This is a genomic window from Bacillus sp. FSL R9-9410 (genome assembly GCF_038050385.1).
In the GTDB taxonomy this organism is placed as follows: domain Bacteria; phylum Bacillota; class Bacilli; order Bacillales; family Bacillaceae_G; genus Bacillus_A; species Bacillus_A cereus_U.
In genome coordinates this window covers 909396-936009 of sequence record NZ_JBBOTV010000001.1, presented here as the reverse complement: position 1 = coordinate 936009, position 26614 = coordinate 909396, and the positions used below count along the sequence as shown (strand labels likewise).

The following is a 26614-nucleotide window of genomic DNA, read 5'->3' as shown; positions in this document are numbered from 1 at the left end:
ATACCTTGCCAATTCGGCAAGGTATTATTTACACACAAAAAAGAGCTGCTTTCGTACAGCTCTTTTTCTTTATTTTAATGATCTAATTCAATGAGTAAATCTCCCGTTTGAATTGCATCCCCATCATTTACATATACTTTTTTCACTTTACCACTGAATGGCGCTTGAACCGTCGTTTCCATTTTCATCGCTTCTGTAATTGCCATGGAATCACCTTTTTTCACTTCATCGCCTTCTTTTACAACTACTTTAATAGCAGTTCCCGGCATCGTTGCGCTAATATGATTTGGATTTTCACGATTCCCCTTCACACGCTGTGCAACAGTTGATTTCACGCTTTCATCTTTCACTACGATTTCACGCGGTTGTCCATTAAATTCCAAGTAAAGCACACGATTTCCATCTGGCTGCGGTTCTCCAATGGAAACTAGTTTAACCATCAATGTTTTACCTTGTTCGATTTCTACATCAATTTCTTCACCAAGTCTCATTCCATAGAAGAAAGTAGGTGTATCAAGCACAGATACATTTCCATAAAGCCCAACAACTTTTTCGTAGTCCATAAACACTTTTGGATACAATGCATATGCGACTACATCAAAAATTGTTACTTCGCGTCCAAGTTTGTGGAATAACTCTTCTTTTAAAGCGTCAAAATCTACTGGCTCTAATAATTCACCTGGTCTTACTGTCAACGGCTCTTTCCCTTTTAAAATAATATTTTGTAATTCTTTCGGGAAACCACCATATGGTTGACCTAAATCTCCAGAGAACATTTCAACAACAGATCCTGGGAAGTCCATAGAATCTCCACGCTCTAAAATATCTTGTTCTGTCAGATGGTTTTGAACCATAAATAATGCCATATCACCGACAACTTTAGATGATGGTGTTACTTTTACAATATCTCCAAACATATCATTAACACGACGGTACATCACTTTAACTTCATCAAAGCGATCTCCTAAACCAACCGCCTTCGCTTGTTGTTGAAGATTACTATATTGTCCACCTGGCATTTCGTGCATATATACCTCTGTGTGAGGAGCGTTCATACCACTTTCAAATGGTGCATAATATTTACGTACATCTTCCCAATAATGAGATAGTTTTTCTAATGAGTCTATATTAACATCTGGTTGTCTTTCGTTTCCACCTAACGCATAGTATAGTGTATTCGCACTCGGTTGTGACGTTTGACCAGCCATAGAACTCACCGCTACATCGACAATATCAACGCCTGCTTCAATTGCCTTCGTATACGTTAAAATACCATTTCCGCTCGTATCATGTGTATGTAGGTGAATTGGAATCGACACCGTCTCTTTTAGTGCTGAAACTAAATCATATGCTGCGTTTGGCTTTAATAAGCCCGCCATATCTTTAATTCCTAAAATATGAGCTCCTGATGCTTCCAACTCTTTTGCTAAATTTTTATAATAATTTAAATCATATTTACTGCGTAACGGATCATGAATGTCTCCTGTGTAACACATTGTTGCTTCTGCAATTTTACCAGTATCTCGTACAGCATCAATTGCAACTCTCATACCTTCTACCCAGTTTAAGCTATCAAAAATACGGAACACATCAATTCCAGCTTGCGCGGAACATTCTACAAATTTTTGAATTAAATTATCTGGATAGTTTTTGTATCCAACTGCGTTTGAAGAACGAAGTAACATTTGGAATAAAACATTCGGCATTTTTTCACGAAGATCTAGTAATCGTTCCCACGGATCTTCTTTTAAGAAGCGATACGCAACATCAAACGTTGCACCGCCCCACATTTCCGCTGAGAATAAGTTTGGTAACATTCTCGCTGTCGGTTCTGCAATTTGATGTAAATCTTTTGTACGAATACGTGTTGCAAGTAAAGATTGATGCCCATCACGGAATGTTGTATCCGTTAAAAGTACACGTTTTTGATCTTGAACCCACTTTACTAATCCATCTGCTCCACGTTCATCTAAAATTTGTTTCGTTCCGTTTTGAATCGTTTCTGAATGTTTCACACTTGGTATACGAGCATCTGAGAAAATTGGCTTCTCTTGTTTCCCTACTCCTGGGAAGCCGTTTACTGTTACTGTACCAATATAATTTAACATTTTCGTTCCACGGTCTTTACGTTTTGGGAACAGGAATAATTCAGGTGACGCGTCAATAAATGAAGTATCATATTCTCCTGATAAGAAGTTTCTATGTTTTACTACATTCTCTAAGAATGGAATATTTGTTTTAATACCACGAATACGGAATTCTTTTAAGTTACGTTCCATTTTTGCAGCAGCTTGTTCGAAAGTAAGCGCCCAAGTTGTAACTTTTACAAGTAAAGAGTCGTAGTACGGTGTAATAACTGCACCTTGGAAACTATTACCTGTGTCAAGACGCACACCAAAACCACCGCCTGATCGATACGCCATAATCTTCCCTGTATCAGGCATAAAGTTATTAAGTGGGTCTTCTGTCGTTACACGAGATTGAATTGCATAACCATGCACAATAATCTCTTCTTGTTTCGGTACACTTACCATCTTGCTATGTAAAGCATGTCCATCTGCAATTAAAATTTGTGATTGAACAATATCGATTCCTGTAATCATTTCTGTAATTGTATGCTCTACTTGAACACGTGGGTTTACTTCAATAAAGTAAAATTCATCATCTTTCACTAGGAATTCAACTGTTCCAGCATTTAAATAATTTACATTTTTCGTTAACTTTACTGCAGCATCACAAATACGCTGACGCAAATCATCTGAAAGCGACACGCTCGGTGCAATTTCAACTACTTTTTGATGGCGTCGTTGTACAGAGCAATCACGCTCATATAAATGTACAACATTACCTTCTTCATCTGCTAAAATTTGTACTTCTATATGTTTAGGTTTTTCAACGAATTTTTCAACGTACACTTCATCATTACCAAAGGCTGCTTTTGCTTCTGATTTCGCGCGATTATACGATTCTCTTAATTCTTCACTAGCACGTACAATACGCATACCGCGACCGCCGCCACCAAGGGATGCTTTAATAATAATCGGGTAATCATACTTTTCAGCAAATTCTTTAACTTCTTCTATTGAATCTACTGGACCATCACTACCAGGAATAATTGGAATTTGTGCTAGCTGCGCTTGTGCTCTTGCTTTAACTTTATCTCCAAACATGTCTAAATGCTTACTTTTTGGACCGATAAAGATAATCCCTTCTTCTTCACAACGTTTTGCAAATTGAATATTTTCTGACAAGAAACCATATCCAGGGTGGATTGCATCTACATGATTACTTTTCGCAATCTCAATAATGCCTTCAATATCTAGATAAGCATCAATTGGCTTTTTCCCTTCCCCAACTAAATAGGACTCATCGGCTTTATAGCGATGATAAGAACCGCTATCCTCTTTAGAATAGATCGCAACTGTGTTTAATCCAAGTTCTGAACATGCTCGGAACACACGAATTGCTATCTCTCCACGGTTAGCTACCAATACTTTTTGAATACGTTGCAGCTTTGTCATGATTTTCCCCCTCTATTTTCTTACCACTCTAGAGATAAAATACATACACACTCTAAAGAGCGTGAAGTTCTTCACTTTCTACATTATATTATACTTAGAAAGCTTCACTTTATTTTTATCCATCATACCTTATTTTTCAACAAATGATAAGTTTTCTGATCAATTTGTTTCACAAAAATAGTATAGCATACCTCTTCCTTTTCAAACAACTTAATTGTATATCACATTAACTTAAATGTGATATATTTTTAAAATAAAAAACCAAAATGATATATCACATTCGGATTTTCTTTAAATCAAAAAACACATTGCGCTCTACAGCACAATGTGTTTTTATTTTACAACTACAAGATGTGGTCCACCTTGTTCTATTTCTTTAGTCATTTCATTTTGTTGCTTCTCTTGTCGTTTTACTTGACTAGCAATATTTAATAATATGCCCATTGCAAGTAAATTAGCTAATAAGGAACTCCCACCGTAACTAACAAACGGTAACGGTACCCCTGTAAGCGGTATTAACCCAGACATACCACCGACATTAATAAAAGTTTGAACTCCAAACAAACTTGCAATTCCGATGGCTATTAAACTTCCAAATGGATCGTTACACTTTTGTGCAACTCTAAATGCCCGAATAATAATAAGTAATAAACAGATTAAAATGACAGCTACGCCTATAAATCCAAGCTCTTCAGATATAATTGCCATAATAAAATCTGTTTGCGGTTCTGGTAAGTATCCATATTTTTGCACACTGTTCCCTAACCCTCGACCATTTAGCCCTCCTGAAGCAATTCCAATAAAAGAATTTATTAATTGGAATCCATCATTTTGAGGATCGTTAAATGGATCAAGAAAAACTGAAAAACGTGCCTTTTGATATGGATCTAATGCATAATTACCGAGAATATATAGTGCCGGAATCCACACTATAGAAGTTAAAACAATTCGTTTAATCCATAAATTAATCCGCACTCCCGAACAAAGAAACATAATTCCTACTGTTCCCGCAATTAACATATCGGTACCTAAGTCATTTTGCTTTAAAATTAAAAACATAATTAAACCAACACCCAAAAGCACCGGTCCCGATCCTTTGAAAACGGACGTATTCGTTTCTTGCCTTTTCGCAAAAAAATGAGCCAATACGAGAATAACTGTTATCTTTACAAATTCCGCAGGCTGTATTCCAAATATCCATCCATTTGCACCGTTTACTTTCTTAGTAAAAAATGCCGCTGCCGCTAATAAGGCAACACTAGCACCATAACTCCCCAACAAAAAAATTCGTTTTCTCCACACTTTATATGGGATAATAGCAATAATTATTAATACCATTGTCCCAGCAGCTAAAGTAAGTAATTGTCTTTTAAAAAAGAAATTTGCTGGCTTATCAAACCTCGAAATTGCAACAATGGAACTTGAACTATATACCATTATAACTCCCAAAACACATAAGATAACAAGAGGAAGTAATAATGAATAATCCATCGATTTCCATACTTTTTTCATTTCATTTCCTCTTTCTGTTTCAATTTAATTATTGTTGTATTCCATATGTATATAGGTTCTTCCTTCTTTATTATACAAATAAAAAGCCCAAACTATTTCAGTTTGAGCCCCCTTATTTGAACCCGTTATTGTTGTTTGTTTGTAAATGCTTCATGAAGTGCAGACAACTCACGTTCGAGCTCTCCTAACATTGCTTTCCCTTGTTCTTCTCCAATAAGACCAAGGCGAACCGCAAAATCGACCTCGCGGGATAGTCCAAACATTTGTGTGTCTAAAACTTCTTCATATAATGGACATTGCGGCATTGTAAGATTGTCCATTTGTACCTTAATAAGTCTTAAAATCTTCTCTGCATCCGCTTGTAGAAGGGCTAGTGCCTTTTCCTGATGATTTGATACTGTCTCAGACGCCAAATTGATTCCCTCCGTTTCCGTCCTACTCTCTCATATCTATTAATATTAGCGATAGTTTTAATAAATTGCAATAGAAACATTTTTTGTGACAACAGTGCCTAATACTATTATACTGAAAAGTGGGAGTATAACACAAATGGGGGAACAACAATGAGCGAAATTTTATTTATTAATGGAAAAGTTCGTTTTCCAATCACTATCGATCCAACTGTATGGATTTTCGATGATCGAAAAATAGATTTGACAACTTACTTTGATGAAACTAGAGAAGACTCATCCGAATTAGAAACATACTTAAAACATACTTCAGAGCATTGGGATCGCGAAATCCGTGATGGTGCTGCCTTCCCGCCAATACAACAAAGTGTAAAGAAATATAAAAAAGAACAGCTTATTAACGGGACATTTGGCATACCACTTCATCCATTTCTAAAAAATACTGAAATTTTAGAAGATGCTACTCATGTCGAAATTGAAACCACAGACAATACAATTACACTTCCGTTAGAAACAGCGCATAAAGCTATTCTCGGTTTTTCAAAAGAGGGTAAACCATTACGAGAAGACGGACCTGTTCATCTATATTTCCATGATGGATCTAATAGACAAAATCCGATTCGTAACATCCGTAAATTTACAATCATTTAAATTGTATAATTAAAAGGAAAAAAAGGAGTGAGCTTAGGCTCACTCCTTTTTATAATAAATCCGCTGCTAGTTGTGCTAAATTAGAACGCTCTCCTTTAACAAACTTTACATGACCACTAATACGTTGTTCTTTAAACTTCTCTACAACGTATGTTAAACCATTATTATATTCATCTAAATACGGGTGATCAATTTGCTGAGGATCCCCCATTAATACAATCTTACTTTTTTCGCCTACCCTTGTTAATATCGTCTTCACTTCATGCTTCGTTAAATTTTGTGCCTCGTCAATAATAATAAACTGGTCTGGAATACTTCTCCCGCGTATATAGGTAAGCGCTTCTACTTCAATCGAACCCATTCCAGCTAAAATAGCATCTAGCTCCCCAGGCTTTTTCGTATTGAATAAATACTCTAGATTATCAAAAATCGGCTGCATCCACGGTCTTAATTTTTCCTCTTTCTCTCCTGGTAAATAGCCTATATCTTTTCCTACCGGTACAATTGGTCTCGCGACAAGTAGTTTTTTATATAACCCTAAATCTTCCGTTTGCATTAGTCCCGCAGCTAATGCAAGTAACGTTTTTCCTGTACCGGCTTTCCCTGTTAACGTTACAAGTGGAATATCTTCCCGAAGTAGCAATTCTAATCCCATAATTTGCTGCACGTTTCGTGGGCGTATCCCCCACACTTGCTCATTGTGAAAAATAAGTTTTTTCACCTTCTTACCTAAATGATCCACAATCCCAAGTGCAGAACTAGAACCCCCTAGTGCATCTTTCATTACAACAAACTGATTTGGATAAAAAGGATGATTTGCGATTTCAGATAAAGGTAGTTCACCTTTTTCATAAAAATAATCTAACTGTTCTTTTGATATATACCCTTCTAAAAATCCTGAATATATATTTTCCACTTCGATTACTCGGTCACTTAAATAATCTTCGGCCTGCAATCCGATTGCATCAGCTTTTACCCTTACGAGTACATCTTTACTTACTAAAATAACTGATTTCCCGTCCTCTTTTTCTTGTTCTTCTAAAGAGAGGTTTTTCGCTACCGCTAAAATTCGATTATCATTTGTTTTTTCTACAAAAATATCTTGCAGTTGAACAAATGAGCGATGATTTAATTCAATACGAAATGTACCGCCGTTTTCTAACGGAATACTTTCATGCAGCTTTCCTATTTCGCGAAATTTGTCGATTAACTTAGATACATAGCGAGCATTTCGTCCTACTTCATCCATATAACGTTTTTTCGAATCAACCTCTTCTAATACAACTGCTGGAATCACTACTTCATTTGTTGCAAATGAAAAAATAGATAAAGGATCCTGCAAAAGTACATTCGTATCTAACACATAAATTTTATCCAACCTGTTACCCCCTGACTCCACTTTTAAATTTGTAGAACAAGGGTTTCATCCATAAAATATGGACGAACCATTGTTATAATTATATGTACCGTAAAAACGAGGTAGAATCGAAATTCATAGAAATTAAACCTTTTCTTTATTTTTTATTCATTTCTATTCAATATATTACTTTTTATTATAATTTTTCACATTAAATCACAATACTCACTTGTAAAAGTTTATGAACGATGTTCCTATTCATCTTCTTTATAATTCTTTCATTCCTACTAATACTTGATTATCAAGCTTTTTAGCAGCTCGAAGATCATATGTTTTTTCATATGTTGGTTCAGTAGCAAGTTTCGCACCATAAAACATAACATCACGAACTTCTTGTACATTCACTTCTACTACCGTTAATTTTAGAGGAATCCCTTCCATTCTATCTGTTAAAATTTTACTTTCACCACTTATGGAAAATACGGATTCATTCGCCATTATAGTCAATACAACCCCTGCACTATGCCGTATATTTCCCACAATACGTGAGCGTTGATCTACCGCAAATCGAATACTAGTTTCACTCACTGCATATACCCAAGAAATAGCACTTACGTTAGGGATTTGTTTTTCGAAATCTGTTGTTGCTATCATAACGATACACTCTTTACGCAAAGATTGTACTAAGTCACCTGTTAATGTAGGCTCAACTACATTCGCCATATTTCCACCTCCAAATATTCTTTATATATCCTTATCATAACCTATTTTTCGAATTGCGAAAATATTATTTTTTCCCGCTATTATTCAAAAACATTATACTTCCATGATATACTTATACTGATAGAATTCGTATTGAGGTGACGAAATGAGAGTCAAATGTATGATTTGTGATAAAAAAGATATGTTAGATGACGAAAATCCTATGGCAAAAAGACTGCGTAATCGCCCTATTCATACATATATGTGCATGGAATGTACGGAACGAATTGCAGAGCGTACTATGGAACGCCATGCGAGTGGTAAATTCCGATTATATCGTGATAAAAAAGTAGAAGACGATTGGTAAACCGGAAATAAGTCCTTAATCATATAGATAAGGACTTATTTGTATTTTTCTGGGTCACGATTCATCTGATCCAAAAAACAATCAATGGCTTCTACCGGAAATCTTGCATACCTTATTTCTCCATCAATTTCATATGTAATCAAATACATTTCCTCGTTCTTTTCAACTTCTACATTTCGTAATTTATGCTCTTCATATATCATATTTTGAAATAATACATACGTTTCTTGTGCAGCGCTATCATCTGGACGTGCTTCCGCAACCGTTTTAATTGTTAACCAATTATATAGTGCATCTTGTACTGAGCGCATGAAATCCCCTCCTTTTTTCACCCTGTTTTTTGTTGTTTAGCTTGACGTAAACGCAGTCTATAAATTCCAAGTACAATTGCCGCTACAACGAGCCCCTCTCCAACGGGTAAAAAAACCGCAAAAAAAGTTAATACTGTGCATCCAATTGCTAAAGATGTATATATCACTATATTTTTTAGTACCGATAGCTTCCTTGCAAATCCTAAATTATATACAAGTGCACTTAATAAAATTATTGTTCCATAAAGCAACCACATCCCTAACTCTGGATTTTCATCAACTTTGCAAAGTTTCGCGAAAAATGACATTCTTTCTAACACTATCTTTCACCTCTTCTCATGAAACAAATTCTCTTTATGTACTTAATACAAGAGTAACTCGCAAAAAAAATACTGTCCACAAAAAAGAGTAAATATTCTAAAAAAATAAACATAAAACAAAAAAACAGCTACCTTTATAAAAGGTAGCTGTTCTATTATTTTATGCTTCAACAGATTTCTTTTTCTTAGCAGCTCTTTCGCGCTCACTCTTATCAAGAATCTTTTTACGTAGACGAATTGATTCTGGAGTTACTTCACAGAACTCGTCATCGTTTAAGTACTCTAATGACTCTTCTAAAGTCATTAAGCGTGGTTTTTTCATTGATGAAGTTTGATCCTTCGTCGCAGAACGAATGTTAGTTTGTTGTTTCATTTTTACAACGTTAACTGTTAAATCATTCTCACGTGTATGTTCTCCAACGATCATACCAGCATATACTTCTGTACCTGGTTCAACGAAGATTACACCGCGATCTTCAACTTGCATAATACCATATTGTGATGCTTTTCCTGCGTCAAGTGAAACTAGAACACCTTGGCGACGTCCACCCACTTGTCCAGCATGTACTGGTTGGTAGCAATCAAATGTATGGTTTAAAATACCGTAACCACGAGTTAATGTTAGGAATTCTGTTGTGTAACCAATTAAACCACGTGCCGGAACCATGAAAGTAAGGCGAACTTGACCATTTCCGTTATTCACCATATCTAACATTTCACCTTTACGTGCACCCATTGATTCCATAATAGAACCAGTGTATTCTTCAGGCACATCGATTTGTACGCGCTCTACAGGCTCAGATCTTACGCCATCAACATCTTTAATAATTACTTCTGGCTTAGATACTTGTAGTTCATAACCTTCACGACGCATGTTTTCAATTAAGATAGATAAATGTAACTCTCCGCGTCCAGATACGATCCATGCATCAGGAGAATCTGTATTATCTACACGTAAACTTACATCTGTCTCTAATTGTGAACGAAGACGCTCTTCAATTTTACGAGAAGTAATGAATTTACCTTCACGACCTGCAAATGGGCTGTTATTTACAAGGAATGTCATTTGTAGTGTTGGCTCATCAATACGTAATAATGGTAAAGCCTCTTCATGCTCAACCGGACATACCGTTTCACCTACGTTAATGTCTTCCATACCTGAAACAGCTACTAAATCTCCAGCTTTTGCTTCTTCAATTTCTTGACGTTTTAATCCAATGTAACCAAATAATTTAGTTACACGGAATTGTTTTACACTTCCGTCAACTTTCATTAATGCAACTTGTTGTCCTACTTTCATTGTACCGCGGAATATGCGTCCAACCCCAATACGACCAACATAGTCATTGTAATCAAGAAGTGCTACTTGGAATTGAAGTGGCTCTTCGCTGTTATCAATTGGTGCTGGAATATGTTCAATGATTGTATCAAACAATGATTTCATATTCTCTTCTTGATTTGCTGGATTTGAATCTAAGCTTGCTGTTCCGTTCATTGCTGATGCAAATACAACTGGGAACTCTAATTGATCTTCGTTTGCACCAAGTTCGATGAATAAGTCGACTACTTCATCAACTACTTCATCAGGGCGAGCGAAGTCACGGTCAATTTTGTTTACAACAACGATTGGAGTTAAGTTTTGCTCAAGAGCTTTCTTTAAAACAAATCGTGTTTGTGGCATACAACCTTCATATGCATCAACTACAAGTAGAACACCATCAACCATTTTCATGATACGTTCTACTTCTCCACCGAAGTCAGCGTGACCAGGTGTATCTAAAATGTTAATTCTTTTATCTTCATAGTGAATCGCAGTATTCTTCGCTAAAATTGTAATACCACGTTCTCTTTCTAGATCATTTGAGTCCATTGCGCGTTCTTCAATATGTTCATTCGCACGGAACGTCCCCGCTTGACGTAATAACTGGTCAACAAGTGTTGTTTTACCATGGTCAACGTGGGCAATAATTGCTATATTTCGTAAATCTTGTCGTTTTTTCAACATGTCCAACTCCTAATGTCTTTTTAATCCTTCTCTATTATAAGAGCGAAGGGGATACAATGGCAATCAAAATAAAATCAAGAATGAAAATATAGTTGTATTCTTACTTTTGTGAAAGTAAAATGAGATTGGAGGGTGAAGAAATGGAACACATTCAATATCGCTTTTTATTAACAGCAATTATCGGTGTTATCTTCTTAATTGGTATCGGAATTATGATTGCTGAAAATAGTCCCATCGGCATTATTATTTGCATTATCGGCACATTTGTTACAGTCGGATACGGTTTTGTAACAAAAAGAAAAATGCGTAAATCGCAATAACATTAAAAAGTAAGAAGCTTCTTTATGCCTCTTACTTTTTTTTATTATTGCGATACAAATGGTAATAATTCTTCGTATACTCCTGGTTTTGCAACTAACACACTGCTTTTGTCTACAATAGAAAGAGGCGTTCCCGAGAACGTTGTCACTTTACCGCCAACTTCTTCTACAATAATCTGTCCCCCGCCAAAGTCCCATGGCGATAAGCGTGGTGTTACATATGCATCTAATCTTCCCGTTGCAACATATACCATTTCTAACGCTGCACAACCATATGACCTCGTACCTCTCGCCTTCTTAACGAGCATCATCATTTTTTCCATATTAAGCAATGGATTATCAGTAAGCCATATCGCATTCAAAGCTATAATTCCATGCTCTACCGTTCCTTTTTCCAACATGGGAATAGCTAAATCATTGCAAAAAGCCCCTTCCCCCTTTACCGCATGATATAGTTCGTCATGAACTGGATCATAAATAAGACCAATCTTTCCGATACCGTTCTCATAAATCCCGATTGAGATTGCGAAATTCCTTTTTTGATGAACAAAGTTCATCGTGCCGTCAATTGGATCAATTAACCAAACAACCCCATTAGAAGAGGTAATCTCATCTCCGTAGCCTTCTTCTCCTAAAATATTATGAGCCGGGAATGTTTCTTTAATTTTCCCAATTAAAAACTGCTCCGTTTCTCGGTCCATGTTTGTTACTAGATCAGCTGCATTTGACTTTGTTTCTATAATAAGTGTTTTTTTCAGTGATGCCATTAAATGTTCTCCGGCTTCTCGAATCCACTGTTTCGCGTGTGTATCGATGTCTTTCCATACTTCTTGCATGTTTAAACACTCCGATCTATACTGTTCACAGAAAAAACGAACCCTTTATAAGGTTCGCACCAACTAATTATTTATACATATACTATTATTACGCTTCTAAACGGATCATTTCAAGTCTTAACACTTCTAATTTTTGTACGCAATCTTCTTTTTTCTGTTTGTCGTTATCCATCATCGCATCATATAAAGTTGCTAATTCATAATCTAGCTCCAAACGTAGCACCGGAATTCTCTTTTCAGCATCTGTTCTCTTTAACGCATTAATCACCTGTCTCATTTTTTTGCCTCCTCCCAATATTCGTCTGCCCTCGGACTAGAATTGATTCAATTTTCTGATTTTTTGTTTTATACTATACTATGTTGGATAAATCATCTATGCAACACAATTATATTTTTTTACTTAAATTTTTTTGTGCTGTTTTTTTTATGAATAGTACAAGCTATGCTAAAATTAAAACAAAATAGGAGTTGGAGGAACAATCATGACACTACAAACATTCACATCAACTGATTTTGAAGTCTTTACTGTTGATGGTCTTGAAGAACGAATGAGCGCAATTAAAACGAATATTCATCCTAAGTTAGAAGCTTTAGGGGAACAGTTTGCAGACTATTTATCACAACAAACCGATGAAAACTTTTTCTACCATGTAGCAAAACATGCACGCCGCAAAGTCAATCCACCAAACGATACTTGGGTTGCTTTTTCAACAAATAAACGTGGATATAAAATGTTACCACACTTCCAAATTGGTTTATGGGGTACTCATGCCTTCATATACTTTGGTTTAATCTATGAGTGTCCACAAAAAGTGGAGACGGCTCACGCCTTCTTAGAACATTTAAATGATTTAAAAACAAATATTCCAAATGACTTCGTTTGGTCCATTGACCATACTAAACCAGGTGTAAAATTACATAAAACGCTTGAAACGGAAGACTTACAAAAGATGATTGAACGTTTAGCTACTGTGAAAAAAGCAGAATTATTAGTCGGTATTCATATATCACCAGAGGAGTTTTCAGCAATGACCAACGAACAATTCCTTGCTAAGATTGAATCTACGATGCAATCACTCCTTCCTTTATATGCGATTTCTAATCGATAAATCGATAGTAGAAAACGGACAATTTATATTGTCCGTTTTTAGTTGTTATCACATTATAGCACTTTGTATTTTATTTTTCAAAATATTTTTACATTTTAACAATCTTTTTTTCCGCTACTTCTTTTGCTCTTTGAATCGTACGATATATAGAATATCCACTTACTTCTTGAAATTCTTTATCAATTGTTTTCTCCGCTGCCTTCGATGGCACAATCTCTTTAAAACGACGATATAATTCCATCAAATCTTCTCTCAAAACTCCTTTTTCATATACCTTTTCAATCGCTTCATAAAACTTTACAACTGCTACCATTTCTTCATTTGACCAATCGTAATCAAGTGGATATTGATATTCCATTTTTGCACCTCATTCAGTATTCTTTCTTTTTCCATTATGCTACCTTTAAGAGAACCTTTTATTCTTCACTATAGCCACTCTGCATTATACACCATTTATCCATTTCAATGGAATTGTCTTCCTTTTTGTATTATTTAAAATATAACTATTAAACATACTCACCTTGAAAATGAGATTTTTCTATACATCTATAATTATTGGTGATATAATGCTTTTGTTTTATAGAGAATAAAGTGAGACTACCATCCCCAAAAAGACGCTTGCGAATGGCAGAAAAACAAGTCAAGTTCTAAAAGTTTGTCATCTTAATTTCCTTTTAGAATGAGATGAAATCATATAAAACAAACTCTAATAAATATTACGAAGAAGAAGGGGTGTATAGATTGTCCCAATACGAAACACCATTGTTTACCACTTTAGTTGAGCACAGTAAGCGAAATCCAGTTCAATTCCATATTCCTGGTCATAAAAAAGGACAGGGCATGGATCCTACATTTCGCGAATTTATTGGGCATAATGCATTAGCAATTGATTTAATTAATATTGCGCCGCTCGATGATTTACATCATCCAAAAGGTATGATTAAAGAAGCACAGGATTTAGCAGCCGCTGCTTTCGGTGCAGATCATACGTTCTTTTCTATTCAAGGTACAAGTGGTGCAATTATGACAATGGTGATGAGCGTGTGCGGTCCTGGGGATAAAATCCTCGTGCCACGGAATGTGCATAAATCAGTAATGTCAGCTATTATTTTCTCAGGTGCAAAACCAATTTTCATGCATCCTGAGATTGATCCGAAGCTCGGTATTTCACATGGGATCACAATTCAATCTGTCAAAAAAGCTCTTGAAGAGCACTCAGATGCGAAAGGCTTACTTGTTATAAATCCAACATATTTTGGATTTGCTGCAGATTTAGAGCAGATTGTAGAATTAGCTCATTCTTACGATATTCCTGTACTTGTTGATGAAGCTCACGGTGTTCATATCCATTTTCATGATGAACTGCCGATGTCAGCTATGCAAGCAGGTGCAGATATGGCAGCAACAAGTGTTCACAAATTAGGAGGGTCTTTAACCCAAAGCTCTATTCTTAATGTAAAAGAGGGTCTTGTTAACGTAAAACATGTTCGATCCATTATTAGCATGCTTACAACTACATCAACTTCTTACATTTTGTTAGCATCTCTTGATGTTGCCAGAAAACGTCTTGCTACAGAAGGAACAGCTCTCATAGAACAAACAATACAATTAGCTGAACATGTTCGTGATGCTATAAATGTTATTGAGCATCTTTATTGTCCTGGAAAAGAGATGCTAGGTACAGATGCTACTTTTAACTATGATCCTACAAAGATAATTGTATCTGTAAAAGATTTAGGTATTACAGGCCATCAGGCTGAAGTATGGCTTAGAGAGCATTACAACATTGAAGTAGAACTCTCTGATTTATATAACATACTTTGTCTTATCACATTTGGAGATACAGAAAGTGAAACAGATACACTTATTACAGCATTACAAGATTTAGCAGCAACATACAGAAATAGAGCAGATAAAGGTGTTCAGGTACAAGTAGAAATACCAGAAATACCTGTGCTAGCACTTTCTCCTAGAGATGCTTTTTATTCAGAAACAGAAGTCATTCCATTTGAAAACGCAGCAGGTCGTATTATAGCTGATTTTGTTATGGTTTATCCGCCAGGGATTCCAATCTTTACTCCGGGGGAAATTATTACACAAGATAACTTAGAGTATATTCGTAAAAATTTAGAAGCTGGGTTACCTGTACAAGGTCCCGAAGATATGACATTACAAACATTACGTGTTATTAAAGAGTACAAGCCTATCAGTTGATAGGCTTTTCTTTCACCTTTTTTCTCTTTTTTTCATACGATACTAAAGAATTTGACATTCCCACCCCTAATGGGGCCAGCTGACTAACGTCAGTGGGACTCTTGCTATGAAAGGCGAAGTCCATTTCTGGTATCGCTGACGTACAAGATTGCGGTGTGCCATCACCACACTCTCACAACAGACCGTATAGGTTCGTGAGCTACGGTACTATACCGTACAGATTCGTGTTCAGGTGTTTTAGCGCTCTGTTCTTGACGACACATATCATGCTTGAATTCGGCTATCAAACTCCATATGATATCTTTTATTCAAGGAACACATTGGCGTTTTAAAGACTTGTACTTGTCTATAGTTAACGTATACCAAAATATAAATGTTTTTCTATGAAAAAGCGATACTTTCATCCTATGCTTAAAGGCGGACTAAAGTCCAATATGGGATTTCCCGTATCGCGAAATCTGTAACGTATAGGTGGGGATACCATTATGATTGTGATAGGCCGTTCTATTGTACACCCTTATATCACAAATGAATATGAGCCATTTGCAGCTGAAAAACAACAGATTTTATCCATAATGGCTGGAAATCAAGAAGTTCATTCCTTCCGAACAGCCGATGAACTCAGCTTTGATCTTAATTTACGAGTTAATATTATTACTTCCGCGCTAGAACTTTTTCAAAGTGGCTTTCAGTTTCGTACATTTCAACAATCTTTTTGCAACCCTCAGTTTTGGGAAAGAACATCACTTGGCGGATTTCAACTACTCCCAAACGTACCATCCTCTATTGCCATCCAAGATATTTTTAAAAACGGAAAACTATATGGAACTGAATGTGCCACCGCAATGATTATCATTTTTTACAAAGCATTACTATCATTATATGAGGAAAAAACTTTCAACCGTCTATTCGCAAACCTCTTACTTTATACATGGGACTACGATCGCGACTTAAAGCTCATAACAAAAACGAGTGGCGATATCGTTCCAGGTGACCTCGTTTACTTTAAAAACCCACAAGTTAATCCAGCTACGATTGAGTGGCAAGGAGAAAATACAATCTATCTAGGAAACTTCTTTTTTTACGGACATGGCGTAGGCGTAAAAACGAAAGAGGAAATTATTTATTCATTGAATGAAAGAAGGATTCCTTATGCTTTTATTTCAGCTTATTTAACCGATTTTATTACTCGTATTGATAGCCGTATGATGAGTCAATATGCCGCTCCTAACACGCCACAAACATCAATAGGATTTATTCCTATTAGAGATGATGCAATCGTTGCAACAGTCGGACATACAACTACAATCTATTAAAAAAACGCCTACATGTGTAGGCGTTTTTTCTTAATCATTAAGCTTTTGTATGTTCTGTATGGTCACATTCGCAATGAGATCCACATTTCCCATAAAGTACTGTTGATTTTTCATCTTCAAAATGTCCGATTGTTCCTTCACAAACTTGGCATACGATTGTTCCCATTTTCATTTCCCCCTGAGTTTTAAGAATAATCTACTTATATATGATTAAGCTTTCGCATTGTCTCTACTAGCACAGTCACAATTCGAACCACATTTTCCATAAAGTACTGTCGTTTTCTCATCTTCAAAATGTCCGATTGTTCCTTCACAAACTTGGCATACGATTGTTCCCATTTTCATTTCCCCCCTGGGTTTTAAGAATAATCTACTTATATATGATTAAGCTTTCGCATTGTCTCTACTAGCACAGTCACAATTCGAACCACATTTTCCATAAAGTACTGTCGTTTTCTCATCTTCAAAATGTCCAATTGTTCCTTCACAAACTTGGCATACGATTGTTCCCATTTTTCATTTCCCCCTAAGTTTATGGTCCTAAAAACTTTTAGTTGTCCATTTCCTATCAATTATTGGGCTTTTGTATGTTCTGTGTGCTCACATCCGCAAGATCCACATTTCCCGTAAAGTACCGTTACTTTCTCATCCTCGAAGTGTGCAATTGTACTTTCACAATCTTGACATACGATTGTTCCCATTTTTCATTTCCCCCTAAGTTTATAATCCCAAAAACTTTTGTAACCGCTTAACTTTCTATCTTTATTTTAATATGTTATACTTTTTACGTCAATAGGTTTTTAGTATAACACATTAAATATTTAAAAATTAAATTAGTATGCGATATTAACACAAAAAAACAGCCGTATTCCATACATACGACTGTTTCTTGTTAATTATTCTTCATACTCCGCATGCAAAGAAGTAGACGGAACAAGAAATTTAAAAAACTGAGCTAATTCCTCCGCCTCCTCTTCCGATCCTAACTTAAAAGTTTCTTGTATATATGAAACATTTTCTACATCATCTCGCCCAAGCAAAGTAGATCTCCCTGTTTGCATACAAACAATAAGTGGCTTTCCAAAAAACATATTTGTATAAATAACTCCAAAATCATAACGTGTATCATGCGTCATAAATCCTAAAAATCGTACCTTCACACTTTCATGCTCATCATACAATTTTTCAAACATGAGTTTCCACCTTTCTAAATAACACTTCCTATTCATAATATATTAAACAAAAAAAGTAATACTCCTTTTAATTGTCAAAAAATTCAGTAGGATGTAGAATGATATTATTCTACTAAACTAGGGGGAAATTTGTATGCAACACGCCTTTATCACACTTGTACCTAAATCTAATCAACAATCTGTTTCAATAGAAGATGTAAAACACCTTTTTCATAACTATAAAACCGTTACTTCCAAGACTGGTGATCAAATTAATTATGCTTATACAAATACAGCTTTTCCTTATGAAATATTAGATACATCAGCAACAACATTAAAACTCCAATCAAGTCACGATCGATATGATTCTATTTATGTGGGGATTGGAATAGAAAAGGAACAATCTTTCATTCAGGTTTCTTTACCTACTACAGCAACATTTGGTGATAAAGGAAAAGCAAATGAATTTAGCCGTTTTCTAGCGAAGAAATTAGAAGGAGAGTTACAACTATTTAATGGAAGAACAATGTATTTCTATAAACGTTAATTTTAAAAAATAGAGAATAGAATTAAAAAGAGTATACAATTCGAACATGTAAGTAATAAAGCCTGCTTCCTTACGTGTAATAGAAAACATGCAATCACATATGCTAAATAAAGAAATACGAAAAAGAGTATTACTTTATAATGAAACTTATCACCATTCGATAATATTAATACAACGGAAAAACCACTCCATAATAGAAAATGATAAAATATAACATGTAATATTTTCATGGAACCTTCTCCTTTGACATGCTCTATTTTATTAATATATGGGATTAAGTTTGAATCAATTACATATTATACAACGGCATATATTCTAACGATTCATTTAAAGTATTATATATTCATTCGACAAGTACATATAAAGACCTTGCAAGTCATTTTATGAAAATAAAAATAACCCATCTCTTTAAATAAGAGATGGGTTATTTACATTACTTAAATTATTTTACAATGTGAATTGGCATTCCAAGAGCAACTTCAGCTGCTTCCATTGTGATTTCACCTAATGTTGGGTGAGCATGGATTGTTTGAGCGATATCTTCAGCTGTCATTCCAGCTTCGATAGCTAAACCAATCTCAGAGATAATATCAGAAGCACCTGTACCTGCAACTTGTGCACCTACAAGAAGACCATCTTCTTTACGTGTTACAAGTTGTAAGAAACCGTCAGTGCTGTTTAATGATAACGCACGACCGTTTGCAGCGAATGGGAACTTAGATACAGCTACTGTCATTCCTGCTTCTTCAGCTTGTTTCTTAGTGTAACCAACAGATGCTAATTCTGGATCAGTGAAGCATACTGCAGGAATTCCGATGTAATCGATTGCTGATGCATGGCCACTAATTACTTCAACAGCTACTTTACCTTCGTAAGAAGCTTTGTGAGCTAATGGTGGTCCAGGAACGATATCACCGATTGCATAGATGTTTGAAATATTTGTACGGCATTGCTCATCGATTTCGATGATGCCACGGTCAGTCATTTTAATTCCTACTTGCTCAAGACCAATTTCTTGAGTGTTTGGACGACGACCTACAGTTACTAATACGTAATCTGCTTCTACAGTTTGGATTTCACCTTTAACTTCAAAGCTAACTTTTACGCCAGTTTCTGTTTCTTCAACGCCTTTAGCCATAGCTTTTGTATGGATATTTACGTTACCTTTTTTCTGTAGAGCACGTTTAACAACAGAACTCATAGCTTTTTCGAAACCAGCTAAGATTTCGTCGCCAGCTTCTACTACAGTAACTTCTGTACCGAAGTTAGCATATGCAGTACCTAATTCCATACCGATGTAACCGCCGCCGATTACAACAAGTTTTTTAGGAATTTCAGGTAAGCTTAAAGCGCCTGTAGAGTTGATAACACGTTTAGAGTATTTGAATCCAGGAATTTCGATTGGTGTAGAACCAGTTGCAAGAACAGCATTTTTAAACGTATAAGTTTGTGCTGCATCTTCAGTCATTACGCGTAATGTGTTAGCATCTACGAAGTAAGCTTCACCGCGAATGATTTCAACTTTGTTACCTTTAAGAAGGCCTTCAACACCGCCAGTTAATTTCTTAACTACGCCGTTTTTCCATTCTTGAACTTTTGTAAAGTCAACTTTTACGTTCTCTGCAGTGATACCCATGTCATCAGAATGCATTGCATTCTCATAACGATGACCTGCATTGATTAACGCTTTTGAAGGAATACATCCAACGTTTAAGCATACGCCACCAAGGTTAGCTTTTTCAATAATCGCTACCTTTTGACCTAATTGTGCTGCACGAATTGCCGCAACGTATCCACCAGGACCTGCACCAACAACGACTGTATCTAATTCAATTGGGAAATCTCCTACTACCATTGTTATTACGCCTCCATTACTAATAATTGTGGGTCATTCAATAGACGTTTAATTTGGTTTAATGCTTTTTGAGCAGTTGCGCCGTCAATTAAACGATGGTCAAAGCTTAGAGATAATGCTAATACTGGAGCTGCAACGATTTCACCGTTTTTCACAACTGGTTTCTCAGCGATACGGCCGATACCAAGGATTGCTACTTCTGGGTGATTGATAACTGGAGTGAACCATTGTCCACCTGCAGAACCAATGTTTGTAATTGTGCAAGAAGCACCTTTCATTTCAGTTGGAGCTAAACGACCGTCACGTGCTTTACCAGCAAGTTCATTGATCTCGTTAGAAATAGTAAAGATAGATTTACGATCTGTATCTTTAACAACTGGTACTAATAGACCTTTGTCTGTATCAGCTGCGATACCGATGTTGAAGTAATGTTTATGAACGATTTCTTGAGAAGCATCGTCTAAAGCAGTATTCAACATTGGGAATTCACGTAATGCAGATGTTAAAGCTTTTACAACGTATGGAAGGTAAGTTAATTTAATACCTTTGTCAGCTGCAACAGCTTTGAACTTCTTACGGTGAGCAACAAGTTCTGTTACATCTACTTCGTCCATTAATGTTACGTGAGGAGCTGTATGCTTAGAGTTAACCATTGCTTTCGCAATCGCTTTACGGATACCACTCATTTTCTCACGAGTTTCTGGATATTCACCAGCTGGGATTGGTTGTGCTTTTGGTGCTTCTTCTTTCGCTGCTGCTGGAGTAGCTTCTACTGCTGCTGGAGCCTCAGTTGCTGCTACAGTTTGTCCACCATTTGCAAATGCATCGATGTCAGTTTTCACAACACGGCCGTTCTTACCAGAACCAGCTACTTTATGAATATCTACACCTTTTTCACGAGCATATTTACGAACAGATGGCATAGCAATTACACGCTCATTTACTACTTCTGCAGTTGCTGCTGGAGTAGTTTCCGCTGCTGGAGCTTCTACTGCTACTTCTTCAGCTTTTGGAGCTTCATCATGATCGTCACCTTTAAATTTAAGGTTTTCGTATCCAGGAGCATCAAATTTAATTAATGTATCTCCTACTATTGCAACTGTTCCTTCTTCTACAAGTACTTCAAGTACTTTACCTTTAACAGGAGAAGGGATTTCTACTACTGCTTTATCATTTTGCACTTCAAGAAGTACATCGTCTTCATTTACTTCATCGCCTGGTTTAATAAACCATTTTACGATTTCACCTTCGTGGATACCTTCACCGATATCTGGTAGTTTAAATTCAAATGCCACGGAATTCAGCCCCCTGATTCATTTCATTATTATGGAATATGTACAAAAGAAACCAGCATGTGCTGATTTCTTTTGCACATGAAAAACTAAAAATTAGAAGTTCATTACTTTATTAACAGCTTCAACAATATCTTTATGGTTTGGTAACCATACGCTCTCAGCTTGAGAGAATGGGAATACTGTATCAGCAGCTGCAACACGAACAACTGGTGCTTCTAAGTTTAAGATTGCACGGTCGTTAATTTCCGCTACAACGTTAGCTGCAATACCAGCTTGCTTTTGAGCTTCTTGAACTACAACTACGCGACCTGTTTTTTCAACAGAAGCGATGATTGTTTCGATATCTAATGGTTGAACTGTACGTAAGTCAACAACCTCTAAAGAGATACCTTCTTTTTCAAGTTCTTCAGCAGCTTTTAATGCAGCATGAACCATAGCACCATAAGCGATAACAGATACATCTGTACCTTCACGTTTGATATCAGCTTTACCTAAATCAATTGTGTAATCGCCTTCTGGTACATCTTGACGGAATGAACGGTACAATTTCATATGCTCTAAGTAGATAACTGGATCGTTGTCACGAATCGCAGAGATTAAAAGACCTTTTGCATCGTATGGAGTTGATGGAATAACAACTTTTAGACCAGGTTGTTGAGCCACTAATCCTTCTAAGCTATCAGCATGTAGTTCAGGAGTATGAACACCACCGCCGAATGGAGAACGAATTGTTACTGGAGCAGTCCAACGTCCACCAGAACGGTAACGCATACGAGCTAATTGACCAGAAACTGAATCCATTACTTCATAAATGAAACCGAAGAATTGGATTTCTGGAACTGGACGGAAGCCTTCAAGTGCAAGTCCAACTGCAAGTCCACCAATACCAGACTCTGCAAGTGGAGTATCCATTACACGATCTTCACCGAATTCAGCTTGTAAACCTTCAGTAGCACGGAATACTCCGCCGTTTACACCAACGTCTTCACCAAACACAAGTACGTTAGGATCATTTTTCATTTCAACGCGTAAAGCATCAGTGATTGCTTGAATCATTGTCATTTGAGCCATGGCTTACTTCGACTCCTTTTCTTTGTAAATTTCATATTGTTCAGCTAAGTTGTAAGGCATTTTTTCGTACATGATTTCCATTAAATCAGTAACTTTTTGTTTTGGAGCCTGGTCAGCCTTAGCAATTGCTTGTTTGATATCTTCTTTTGCTTCTTCGATTACTTTCTCTTCAACTTCTTGAGACCATAGGCCTTTGTTTTCTAAGAATGCACGGAAGCGTACGATTGGATCTTTTTGTTCCCATTCGTTTTCGATATCTTTTGTACGGTAACGAGTTGGGTCATCACCAGCCATTGTATGTGGACCATAACGGAATGTTAAAGTCTCAATTAAAGTAGGGCCTTCACCGTTTACTGCGCGCTCACGAGCGAATGCAGTTGCTGCGTATACAGCTAATGGATCCATACCGTCTACTTGAATTCCGTAAATACCTGCTGCTACTGCTTTTTGTGCTACAGTTTTAGCTGCAGATTGCTTTTCTACTGGAGTAGAGATTGCATAACGGTTATTTTGTACAACGAAGATTGCTGGAGCTTTGAATGCACCCGCAAAGTTCATACCTTCGTAGAAGTCACCTTGTGAAGCACCACCGTCACCAGTGTAAGTAATTGCAACAGATTTTTTACCACGTAGTTTCATACCTAACGCAACACCAGCAGTTTGGATGATTTGCGCACCGATAATGATTTGTGGAGCAAGTGCATTTACATTCTCAGGCATTTGGTTACCCATGAAATGTCCACGAGAGAATAAGAATGCTTGATATAATGGTAGGCCGTGCCACACTAATTGTGGAACATCACGATATCCTGGTAAGATGAAATCTTCTGCTTCAAGTGCGAAATGACTTGCTAATTGAGAAGCCTCTTGTCCAGCAGTTGGTGCGTAGAAACCTAAACGTCCTTGACGGTTTAAAGAAATAGAACGTTGATCTAGTACGCGAGTATACACCATACGGCGCATTAACTCTTTTAATTGATCGTCTGATAATTCAGGCATAGCTGCTTCATTCACAACTTCGCCTTTTTCATTTAAAATTTGTAATGTTTCAAATTGAGCTGCGATAGCTTTCATTTGCTCATCAACATTAAATAGGGTGTTTTTTGTTTTAGTACCCATTCCGTTCACCTCTTCCTCTCTTGAACCATATTCTGAAACGCTTTCACTATCTATTAGCTAGACTGAAAGCGCAACAATGTAAACCAACAAGTTTGTCTGTCGGTTGAGAATAATTTTGTGTACCTAACAATCTGTACTAATGTTTTTTCAAAAACATATTAATACAATCTTGATCACGTTTTTTAGTTTACAACTATTCTAATTACGATGTCAATTACTTTGAATACGTTTTTTTATAAATAATATGCAGGTTTCCTCTACACAAACATGTTTTTATTTTTCACATCTGTATTAGTAAGCAATAACCTACTGTTATATTATTCCCTTTTTAACTTATTTTTTCTCTTAGAATAATATGTAAACGATTTAATTCTCTTTAGTTTTTCTCTCTTCTCAATAAAATTATACAAACACTTCTTCCTTTTATAGGTAAATACCTATACATTTCTAATCATTCCTCCATACATTATAGTAACCGCAGTATTAGCGGGAAATGATAAAGGAGGTCATCTCATGTACGGATACTCATATTGCTATCCAACAACTTGTTCATATCCTTCCTACGGTTATGGCGGTTCTTGTGGCGAATCTGGACGCGGCTTCGCCTTAATCGTTGTGTTGTTTATCCTTTTAATTATCGTTGGCGCTGCTTGCATTCGCTAATTAATGTAAAATGAAACAACTATGGAAAGAAACAGACGGCTTTGCCGTCTTTTCTTTTATTACATAACTTATCTATAGAAGATTTGTTTCCAAGTAGTTCTTCCTTACTTGCCGATGACTTTTTTTATCTCCTTTGGTAGACTAAAGAAGAAAGGAGAGATTACATATGCTTACAATGAATGAGGTAATTCGTGAAGGAAATCCTCTTTTGCGCGACGTCGCAAAAGAGGTCTCCTTACCTGCTAGTGAGGAAGATACAAATACTCTTAAAGAAATGATTGAATTTGTAATAAATAGCCAGGACCCTGAAATGGCTGAAAAATATAATTTACGCCCCGGAATCGGATTAGCGGCTCCGCAAATCGGTATTTCAAAGAAAATGATTGCGGTTCATGTAACTGATACGAACGATACGTTATATAGCTACGCATTATTTAACCCAAAAATCATTAGTCATTCTGTTGAACTTACATATTTACAAAGTGGTGAAGGCTGTCTATCTGTAGACCGTGAAGTACCTGGTTATGTCCCTCGTTACACAAGAATTACAGTAAAGGCAACAACGATTAACGGTGAAGACGTAAAACTGCGATTAAAAGGTTTACCAGCAATTGTATTCCAACATGAAATCGACCATTTAAACGGTGTTATGTTCTATGACCATATTAATAAAGACAATCCATTTGTGGCTCCCGATGATTCAAAACCTCTCGAGCGATAATAGTAAAAAGGCGGAAGTTAACCTTCCGCCTTTTTATTATATGAAATGGGTTCCACACTTACTTATAACAAGCCCGCCCACTTTAATCCTTGATAAATACCGTCTTCATTAACATCTTTTGTCACATAATTAGCAAGTTTTTTCAAATCCTCATGACCATTCCCCATCACAATGCCCGTTCCTACTGCTTCAATCATTTCTAAATCATTTAATCCGTCCCCAAATGCATATACTTGTTCACGATTAAATCCTATTTTCTCAATAAACTTCTCAATCCCTTTTGCCTTAGAACCACCATTAGGAATAATATCCATTGAATATGCATGCCAGCGTATAAAATGAAAATCTGGATAATGATGAATAAACTTTTCTTCTTCGTTTACTTCACAAAAAAGAAGCGTTTGATAAATATCGCGTTTCTCATAAAAATCAGGTTCATATGCCGGATGCTCGAATTGTAAGCTTCCAAAACCTTCTTTTACATAATCATGATATTCCACTGACGCTCTCATTTCTTGATGGTCAAGATATACAAGTGGATATCCTTCTTGTTTTGCAAACTGAGTAAACTTATGTAGAGCATCAGGATGTAATGGATTATTAAATAATACCTCATCCTCAAATACAACATACTGTCCGTTAAAACTAACATAATTATGTATATTGAGTTCCTCACGAATATCTTCAAACATAAATGGCGCACGCCCTGTCGCAATCGCTACATGCACACCTTTTTCTTGTAAATCTCTTACTGCATCTCTTGTAGATTGCGGAATTTTTTTATCATGATCTAATAATGTTCCATCAATATCAAAAAAGACAATTTTATCATTCATTTTTCAAAATCCTTTCTGGCACTCTATATTCCTATTTTGATTATCACTTTTCAAATTTCAAAAAAAAGTATAACATATTAAACATCTGTGAAGAAAGCGTTCACTTTCTGACCTTATTTATGAAATGTGCATATACTATTAGTAAAAAAATGTGGATACTTGTTCGGATGAATTTTCTTTTCTATTCTTTCTCATACTATATCTATAACTAACGGCTACTAATCGTTACTACAGGATAACTTACACTATACTAAAAAGAACAAGATTCACTATTCACTTCTAATCTTCTTTCTTGTATGGGAGACGGAGTTATCATTAGTAATATGCATGTTTAAAATAAGGAAAGGAAGGAGTAATCATGCTGAAGAAGCTGAAGAAAAAGCT

At 36.1% G+C, this 26614-nt stretch carries 31 protein-coding genes; 9 read left to right on the top strand and 22 right to left on the bottom strand.

The window, feature by feature from the left end:
• Window positions 1-74 precede the first annotated feature (74 nt).
• From pyc to MKX77_RS05195, 3 genes are all read right to left on the bottom strand, one after another.
• Window positions 75-3521 carry a pyruvate carboxylase gene (gene pyc / locus MKX77_RS05205; RefSeq protein ID WP_215554011.1) on the bottom strand — a complete coding sequence of 1149 codons (3447 nt, stop codon included), beginning with the start codon at window positions 3519-3521 and terminating at the stop codon, window positions 75-77.
• Window positions 3522-3854: 333 nt separating this feature from the next.
• Window positions 3855-5033, bottom strand: coding sequence for an FtsW/RodA/SpoVE family cell cycle protein (locus tag MKX77_RS05200; protein WP_341305980.1), 1179 nt, complete (start codon window positions 5031-5033; stop codon window positions 3855-3857).
• A 125-nt stretch (window positions 5034-5158) separates the two neighbouring features.
• Window positions 5159-5446 carry a YlaN family protein gene (locus MKX77_RS05195; RefSeq protein ID WP_002088314.1) on the bottom strand — a complete coding sequence of 96 codons (288 nt, stop codon included), beginning with the start codon at window positions 5444-5446 and terminating at the stop codon, window positions 5159-5161.
• Between the two features lie 150 nt (window positions 5447-5596).
• Here MKX77_RS05195 and MKX77_RS05190 point away from each other — a divergent pair, with 150 nt between their 5' ends.
• Window positions 5597-6094, top strand: a complete 498-nt coding sequence (locus MKX77_RS05190; protein WP_341305979.1) for a peptidyl-prolyl cis-trans isomerase — start codon at window positions 5597-5599, stop codon at window positions 6092-6094.
• 49 nt (window positions 6095-6143) lie between these two features.
• Here MKX77_RS05190 and MKX77_RS05185 read toward each other — a convergent pair whose 3' ends face one another.
• A complete protein-coding gene (locus MKX77_RS05185) occupies window positions 6144-7472 on the bottom strand; it encodes a PhoH family protein (protein ID WP_016106042.1) in 1329 nt (442 codons plus the stop codon).
• Between the two features lie 246 nt (window positions 7473-7718).
• The gene (locus MKX77_RS05180; protein WP_002033724.1) at window positions 7719-8174 is read right to left on the bottom strand and encodes a pyridoxamine 5'-phosphate oxidase family protein; all 456 of its coding nucleotides are present in this window, start codon (window positions 8172-8174) and stop codon (window positions 7719-7721) included.
• Window positions 8175-8319: 145 nt separating this feature from the next.
• Here MKX77_RS05180 and MKX77_RS05175 point away from each other — a divergent pair, with 145 nt between their 5' ends.
• Window positions 8320-8520: a YlaI family protein gene (locus tag MKX77_RS05175; RefSeq protein WP_341305978.1), complete on the top strand. Its 201-nt coding sequence runs from the start codon at window positions 8320-8322 to the stop codon at window positions 8518-8520.
• Between the two features lie 35 nt (window positions 8521-8555).
• On the opposite strand, the gene MKX77_RS05170 is transcribed toward MKX77_RS05175, so the two are convergent.
• From MKX77_RS05170 to typA, 3 genes are all read right to left on the bottom strand, one after another.
• Window positions 8556-8831 carry a hypothetical protein gene (locus MKX77_RS05170; RefSeq protein WP_215554014.1) on the bottom strand — a complete coding sequence of 92 codons (276 nt, stop codon included), beginning with the start codon at window positions 8829-8831 and terminating at the stop codon, window positions 8556-8558.
• Window positions 8832-8848: 17 nt separating this feature from the next.
• Entirely contained in the window at window positions 8849-9151 is a 303-nt protein-coding gene (locus MKX77_RS05165) for a YlaH-like family protein (protein WP_002066917.1), read from the bottom strand.
• 160 nt (window positions 9152-9311) lie between these two features.
• Window positions 9312-11156 (bottom strand): translational GTPase TypA, encoded by a 1845-nt coding sequence (gene typA / locus MKX77_RS05160; RefSeq protein WP_215554015.1) that lies wholly within the window; start codon window positions 11154-11156, stop codon window positions 9312-9314.
• Window positions 11157-11296: 140 nt separating this feature from the next.
• Here typA and MKX77_RS05155 point away from each other — a divergent pair, with 140 nt between their 5' ends.
• Window positions 11297-11476, top strand: coding sequence for a DUF5325 family protein (locus tag MKX77_RS05155; RefSeq protein ID WP_000400127.1), 180 nt, complete (start codon window positions 11297-11299; stop codon window positions 11474-11476).
• Window positions 11477-11520: 44 nt separating this feature from the next.
• Here the strand turns inward: MKX77_RS05155 and MKX77_RS05150 are convergent, their stop codons facing one another.
• Both MKX77_RS05150 and MKX77_RS05145 read right to left on the bottom strand, forming a co-directional pair.
• Complete coding sequence (locus MKX77_RS05150) at window positions 11521-12312, bottom strand: inositol monophosphatase family protein (protein WP_215554016.1); 792 nt, start codon at window positions 12310-12312, stop codon at window positions 11521-11523.
• An 88-nt stretch (window positions 12313-12400) separates the two neighbouring features.
• A complete protein-coding gene (locus tag MKX77_RS05145) occupies window positions 12401-12589 on the bottom strand; it encodes a hypothetical protein (protein ID WP_215554017.1) in 189 nt (62 codons plus the stop codon).
• Between the two features lie 205 nt (window positions 12590-12794).
• Between MKX77_RS05145 and MKX77_RS05140 the strand changes: the two genes are divergently transcribed.
• Entirely contained in the window at window positions 12795-13421 is a 627-nt protein-coding gene (locus tag MKX77_RS05140; protein ID WP_215554018.1) for a YktB family protein, read from the top strand.
• 88 nt (window positions 13422-13509) lie between these two features.
• Here the strand turns inward: MKX77_RS05140 and MKX77_RS05135 are convergent, their stop codons facing one another.
• Window positions 13510-13779, bottom strand: coding sequence for a UPF0223 family protein (locus MKX77_RS05135; protein WP_002146003.1), 270 nt, complete (start codon window positions 13777-13779; stop codon window positions 13510-13512).
• A 383-nt stretch (window positions 13780-14162) separates the two neighbouring features.
• Here MKX77_RS05135 and speA point away from each other — a divergent pair, with 383 nt between their 5' ends.
• On the top strand, window positions 14163-15635 hold the full coding sequence (speA, locus tag MKX77_RS05130) for an arginine decarboxylase (protein WP_002146002.1): 1473 nt from the start codon (window positions 14163-14165) through the stop codon (window positions 15633-15635).
• A 485-nt stretch (window positions 15636-16120) separates the two neighbouring features.
• Window positions 16121-16951, top strand: a complete 831-nt coding sequence (locus MKX77_RS05125) for a protein-glutamine gamma-glutamyltransferase (protein WP_002111495.1) — start codon at window positions 16121-16123, stop codon at window positions 16949-16951.
• A 37-nt stretch (window positions 16952-16988) separates the two neighbouring features.
• Here MKX77_RS05125 and MKX77_RS05120 read toward each other — a convergent pair whose 3' ends face one another.
• The 5 genes from MKX77_RS05120 to MKX77_RS05100 all read right to left on the bottom strand — a co-directional run bounded on the left by MKX77_RS05120 (window position 16989) and on the right by MKX77_RS05100 (window position 18144).
• Window positions 16989-17117: a GapA-binding peptide SR1P gene (locus MKX77_RS05120; protein WP_002111497.1), complete on the bottom strand. Its 129-nt coding sequence runs from the start codon at window positions 17115-17117 to the stop codon at window positions 16989-16991.
• 44 nt (window positions 17118-17161) lie between these two features.
• A complete protein-coding gene (locus tag MKX77_RS05115) occupies window positions 17162-17290 on the bottom strand; it encodes a GapA-binding peptide SR1P (protein ID WP_002033839.1) in 129 nt (42 codons plus the stop codon).
• 45 nt (window positions 17291-17335) lie between these two features.
• The gene (locus tag MKX77_RS05110) at window positions 17336-17464 is read right to left on the bottom strand and encodes a GapA-binding peptide SR1P (protein WP_002033839.1); all 129 of its coding nucleotides are present in this window, start codon (window positions 17462-17464) and stop codon (window positions 17336-17338) included.
• A 59-nt stretch (window positions 17465-17523) separates the two neighbouring features.
• A complete protein-coding gene (locus MKX77_RS05105) occupies window positions 17524-17652 on the bottom strand; it encodes a GapA-binding peptide SR1P (protein WP_341305977.1) in 129 nt (42 codons plus the stop codon).
• A gap of 195 nt (window positions 17653-17847) precedes the next feature.
• A complete protein-coding gene (locus MKX77_RS05100) occupies window positions 17848-18144 on the bottom strand; it encodes a DUF3055 domain-containing protein (RefSeq protein ID WP_215554020.1) in 297 nt (98 codons plus the stop codon).
• Between the two features lie 133 nt (window positions 18145-18277).
• Here MKX77_RS05100 and MKX77_RS05095 point away from each other — a divergent pair, with 133 nt between their 5' ends.
• On the top strand, window positions 18278-18670 hold the full coding sequence (locus MKX77_RS05095; protein WP_002014853.1) for a DUF1885 family protein: 393 nt from the start codon (window positions 18278-18280) through the stop codon (window positions 18668-18670).
• Between the two features lie 2 nt (window positions 18671-18672).
• Here MKX77_RS05095 and MKX77_RS05090 read toward each other — a convergent pair whose 3' ends face one another.
• The 5 genes from MKX77_RS05090 to pdhA form a co-directional block, all read right to left on the bottom strand.
• On the bottom strand, window positions 18673-18900 hold the full coding sequence (locus tag MKX77_RS05090) for a hypothetical protein (RefSeq protein WP_341305976.1): 228 nt from the start codon (window positions 18898-18900) through the stop codon (window positions 18673-18675).
• Between the two features lie 212 nt (window positions 18901-19112).
• The gene (gene lpdA, locus MKX77_RS05085; protein ID WP_002145997.1) at window positions 19113-20525 is read right to left on the bottom strand and encodes a dihydrolipoyl dehydrogenase; all 1413 of its coding nucleotides are present in this window, start codon (window positions 20523-20525) and stop codon (window positions 19113-19115) included.
• A 5-nt stretch (window positions 20526-20530) separates the two neighbouring features.
• On the bottom strand, window positions 20531-21820 hold the full coding sequence (pdhC, locus tag MKX77_RS05080) for a pyruvate dehydrogenase complex dihydrolipoyllysine-residue acetyltransferase (protein ID WP_078181369.1): 1290 nt from the start codon (window positions 21818-21820) through the stop codon (window positions 20531-20533).
• Window positions 21821-21913: 93 nt separating this feature from the next.
• A complete protein-coding gene (gene pdhB / locus MKX77_RS05075) occupies window positions 21914-22891 on the bottom strand; it encodes a pyruvate dehydrogenase complex E1 component subunit beta (protein WP_000068162.1) in 978 nt (325 codons plus the stop codon).
• A gap of 3 nt (window positions 22892-22894) precedes the next feature.
• Complete coding sequence (gene pdhA / locus MKX77_RS05070; protein WP_002160676.1) at window positions 22895-24010, bottom strand: pyruvate dehydrogenase E1 component subunit alpha; 1116 nt, start codon at window positions 24008-24010, stop codon at window positions 22895-22897.
• A 513-nt stretch (window positions 24011-24523) separates the two neighbouring features.
• On the opposite strand from pdhA, the gene MKX77_RS05065 reads away from it, so the two are divergent.
• The gene (locus MKX77_RS05065) at window positions 24524-24673 is read left to right on the top strand and encodes a YjcZ family sporulation protein (RefSeq protein ID WP_002160675.1); all 150 of its coding nucleotides are present in this window, start codon (window positions 24524-24526) and stop codon (window positions 24671-24673) included.
• 166 nt (window positions 24674-24839) lie between these two features.
• On the top strand, window positions 24840-25394 hold the full coding sequence (gene def / locus MKX77_RS05060; RefSeq protein ID WP_341305975.1) for a peptide deformylase: 555 nt from the start codon (window positions 24840-24842) through the stop codon (window positions 25392-25394).
• A 62-nt stretch (window positions 25395-25456) separates the two neighbouring features.
• On the opposite strand, the gene MKX77_RS05055 is transcribed toward def, so the two are convergent.
• Window positions 25457-26230, bottom strand: a complete 774-nt coding sequence (locus MKX77_RS05055) for a Cof-type HAD-IIB family hydrolase (RefSeq protein ID WP_341305974.1) — start codon at window positions 26228-26230, stop codon at window positions 25457-25459.
• Between the last annotated feature and the right edge of the window lie 384 nt (window positions 26231-26614).

What these genes read in the sequence shown, in the direction of transcription:
- pyc (WP_215554011.1), bottom strand. Translation starts at nt 3,521, where the DNA reads ATGACAAAGCTGCAACGTATTCAAAAAGTATTGGTAGCTAACCGTGGA.
- MKX77_RS05200 (WP_341305980.1), bottom strand. Translation starts at nt 5,033, where the DNA reads ATGAAAAAAGTATGGAAATCGATGGATTATTCATTATTACTTCCTCTT.
- MKX77_RS05190 (WP_341305979.1), top strand. Translation starts at nt 5,597, where the DNA reads ATGAGCGAAATTTTATTTATTAATGGAAAAGTTCGTTTTCCAATCACT.
- MKX77_RS05180 (WP_002033724.1), bottom strand. Translation starts at nt 8,174, where the DNA reads ATGGCGAATGTAGTTGAGCCTACATTAACAGGTGACTTAGTACAATCT.
- MKX77_RS05175 (WP_341305978.1), top strand. Translation starts at nt 8,320, where the DNA reads ATGAGAGTCAAATGTATGATTTGTGATAAAAAAGATATGTTAGATGAC.
- MKX77_RS05170 (WP_215554014.1), bottom strand. Translation starts at nt 8,831, where the DNA reads ATGCGCTCAGTACAAGATGCACTATATAATTGGTTAACAATTAAAACG.
- typA (WP_215554015.1), bottom strand. Translation starts at nt 11,156, where the DNA reads ATGTTGAAAAAACGACAAGATTTACGAAATATAGCAATTATTGCCCAC.
- MKX77_RS05155 (WP_000400127.1), top strand. Translation starts at nt 11,297, where the DNA reads ATGGAACACATTCAATATCGCTTTTTATTAACAGCAATTATCGGTGTT.
- MKX77_RS05150 (WP_215554016.1), bottom strand. Translation starts at nt 12,312, where the DNA reads ATGCAAGAAGTATGGAAAGACATCGATACACACGCGAAACAGTGGATT.
- MKX77_RS05145 (WP_215554017.1), bottom strand. Translation starts at nt 12,589, where the DNA reads ATGAGACAGGTGATTAATGCGTTAAAGAGAACAGATGCTGAAAAGAGA.
- MKX77_RS05140 (WP_215554018.1), top strand. Translation starts at nt 12,795, where the DNA reads ATGACACTACAAACATTCACATCAACTGATTTTGAAGTCTTTACTGTT.
- MKX77_RS05135 (WP_002146003.1), bottom strand. Translation starts at nt 13,779, where the DNA reads ATGGAATATCAATATCCACTTGATTACGATTGGTCAAATGAAGAAATG.
- MKX77_RS05125 (WP_002111495.1), top strand. Translation starts at nt 16,121, where the DNA reads ATGATTGTGATAGGCCGTTCTATTGTACACCCTTATATCACAAATGAA.
- MKX77_RS05120 (WP_002111497.1), bottom strand. Translation starts at nt 17,117, where the DNA reads ATGGGAACAATCGTATGCCAAGTTTGTGAAGGAACAATCGGACATTTT.
- MKX77_RS05115 (WP_002033839.1), bottom strand. Translation starts at nt 17,290, where the DNA reads ATGGGAACAATCGTATGCCAAGTTTGTGAAGGAACAATCGGACATTTT.
- MKX77_RS05110 (WP_002033839.1), bottom strand. Translation starts at nt 17,464, where the DNA reads ATGGGAACAATCGTATGCCAAGTTTGTGAAGGAACAATTGGACATTTT.
- MKX77_RS05105 (WP_341305977.1), bottom strand. Translation starts at nt 17,652, where the DNA reads ATGGGAACAATCGTATGTCAAGATTGTGAAAGTACAATTGCACACTTC.
- MKX77_RS05100 (WP_215554020.1), bottom strand. Translation starts at nt 18,144, where the DNA reads ATGTTTGAAAAATTGTATGATGAGCATGAAAGTGTGAAGGTACGATTT.
- MKX77_RS05095 (WP_002014853.1), top strand. Translation starts at nt 18,278, where the DNA reads ATGCAACACGCCTTTATCACACTTGTACCTAAATCTAATCAACAATCT.
- MKX77_RS05090 (WP_341305976.1), bottom strand. Translation starts at nt 18,900, where the DNA reads ATGAAAATATTACATGTTATATTTTATCATTTTCTATTATGGAGTGGT.
- lpdA (WP_002145997.1), bottom strand. Translation starts at nt 20,525, where the DNA reads ATGGTAGTAGGAGATTTCCCAATTGAATTAGATACAGTCGTTGTTGGT.
- pdhB (WP_000068162.1), bottom strand. Translation starts at nt 22,891, where the DNA reads ATGGCTCAAATGACAATGATTCAAGCAATCACTGATGCTTTACGCGTT.
- pdhA (WP_002160676.1), bottom strand. Translation starts at nt 24,010, where the DNA reads ATGGGTACTAAAACAAAAAACACCCTATTTAATGTTGATGAGCAAATG.
- MKX77_RS05065 (WP_002160675.1), top strand. Translation starts at nt 24,524, where the DNA reads ATGTACGGATACTCATATTGCTATCCAACAACTTGTTCATATCCTTCC.
- def (WP_341305975.1), top strand. Translation starts at nt 24,840, where the DNA reads ATGCTTACAATGAATGAGGTAATTCGTGAAGGAAATCCTCTTTTGCGC.
- MKX77_RS05055 (WP_341305974.1), bottom strand. Translation starts at nt 26,230, where the DNA reads ATGAATGATAAAATTGTCTTTTTTGATATTGATGGAACATTATTAGAT.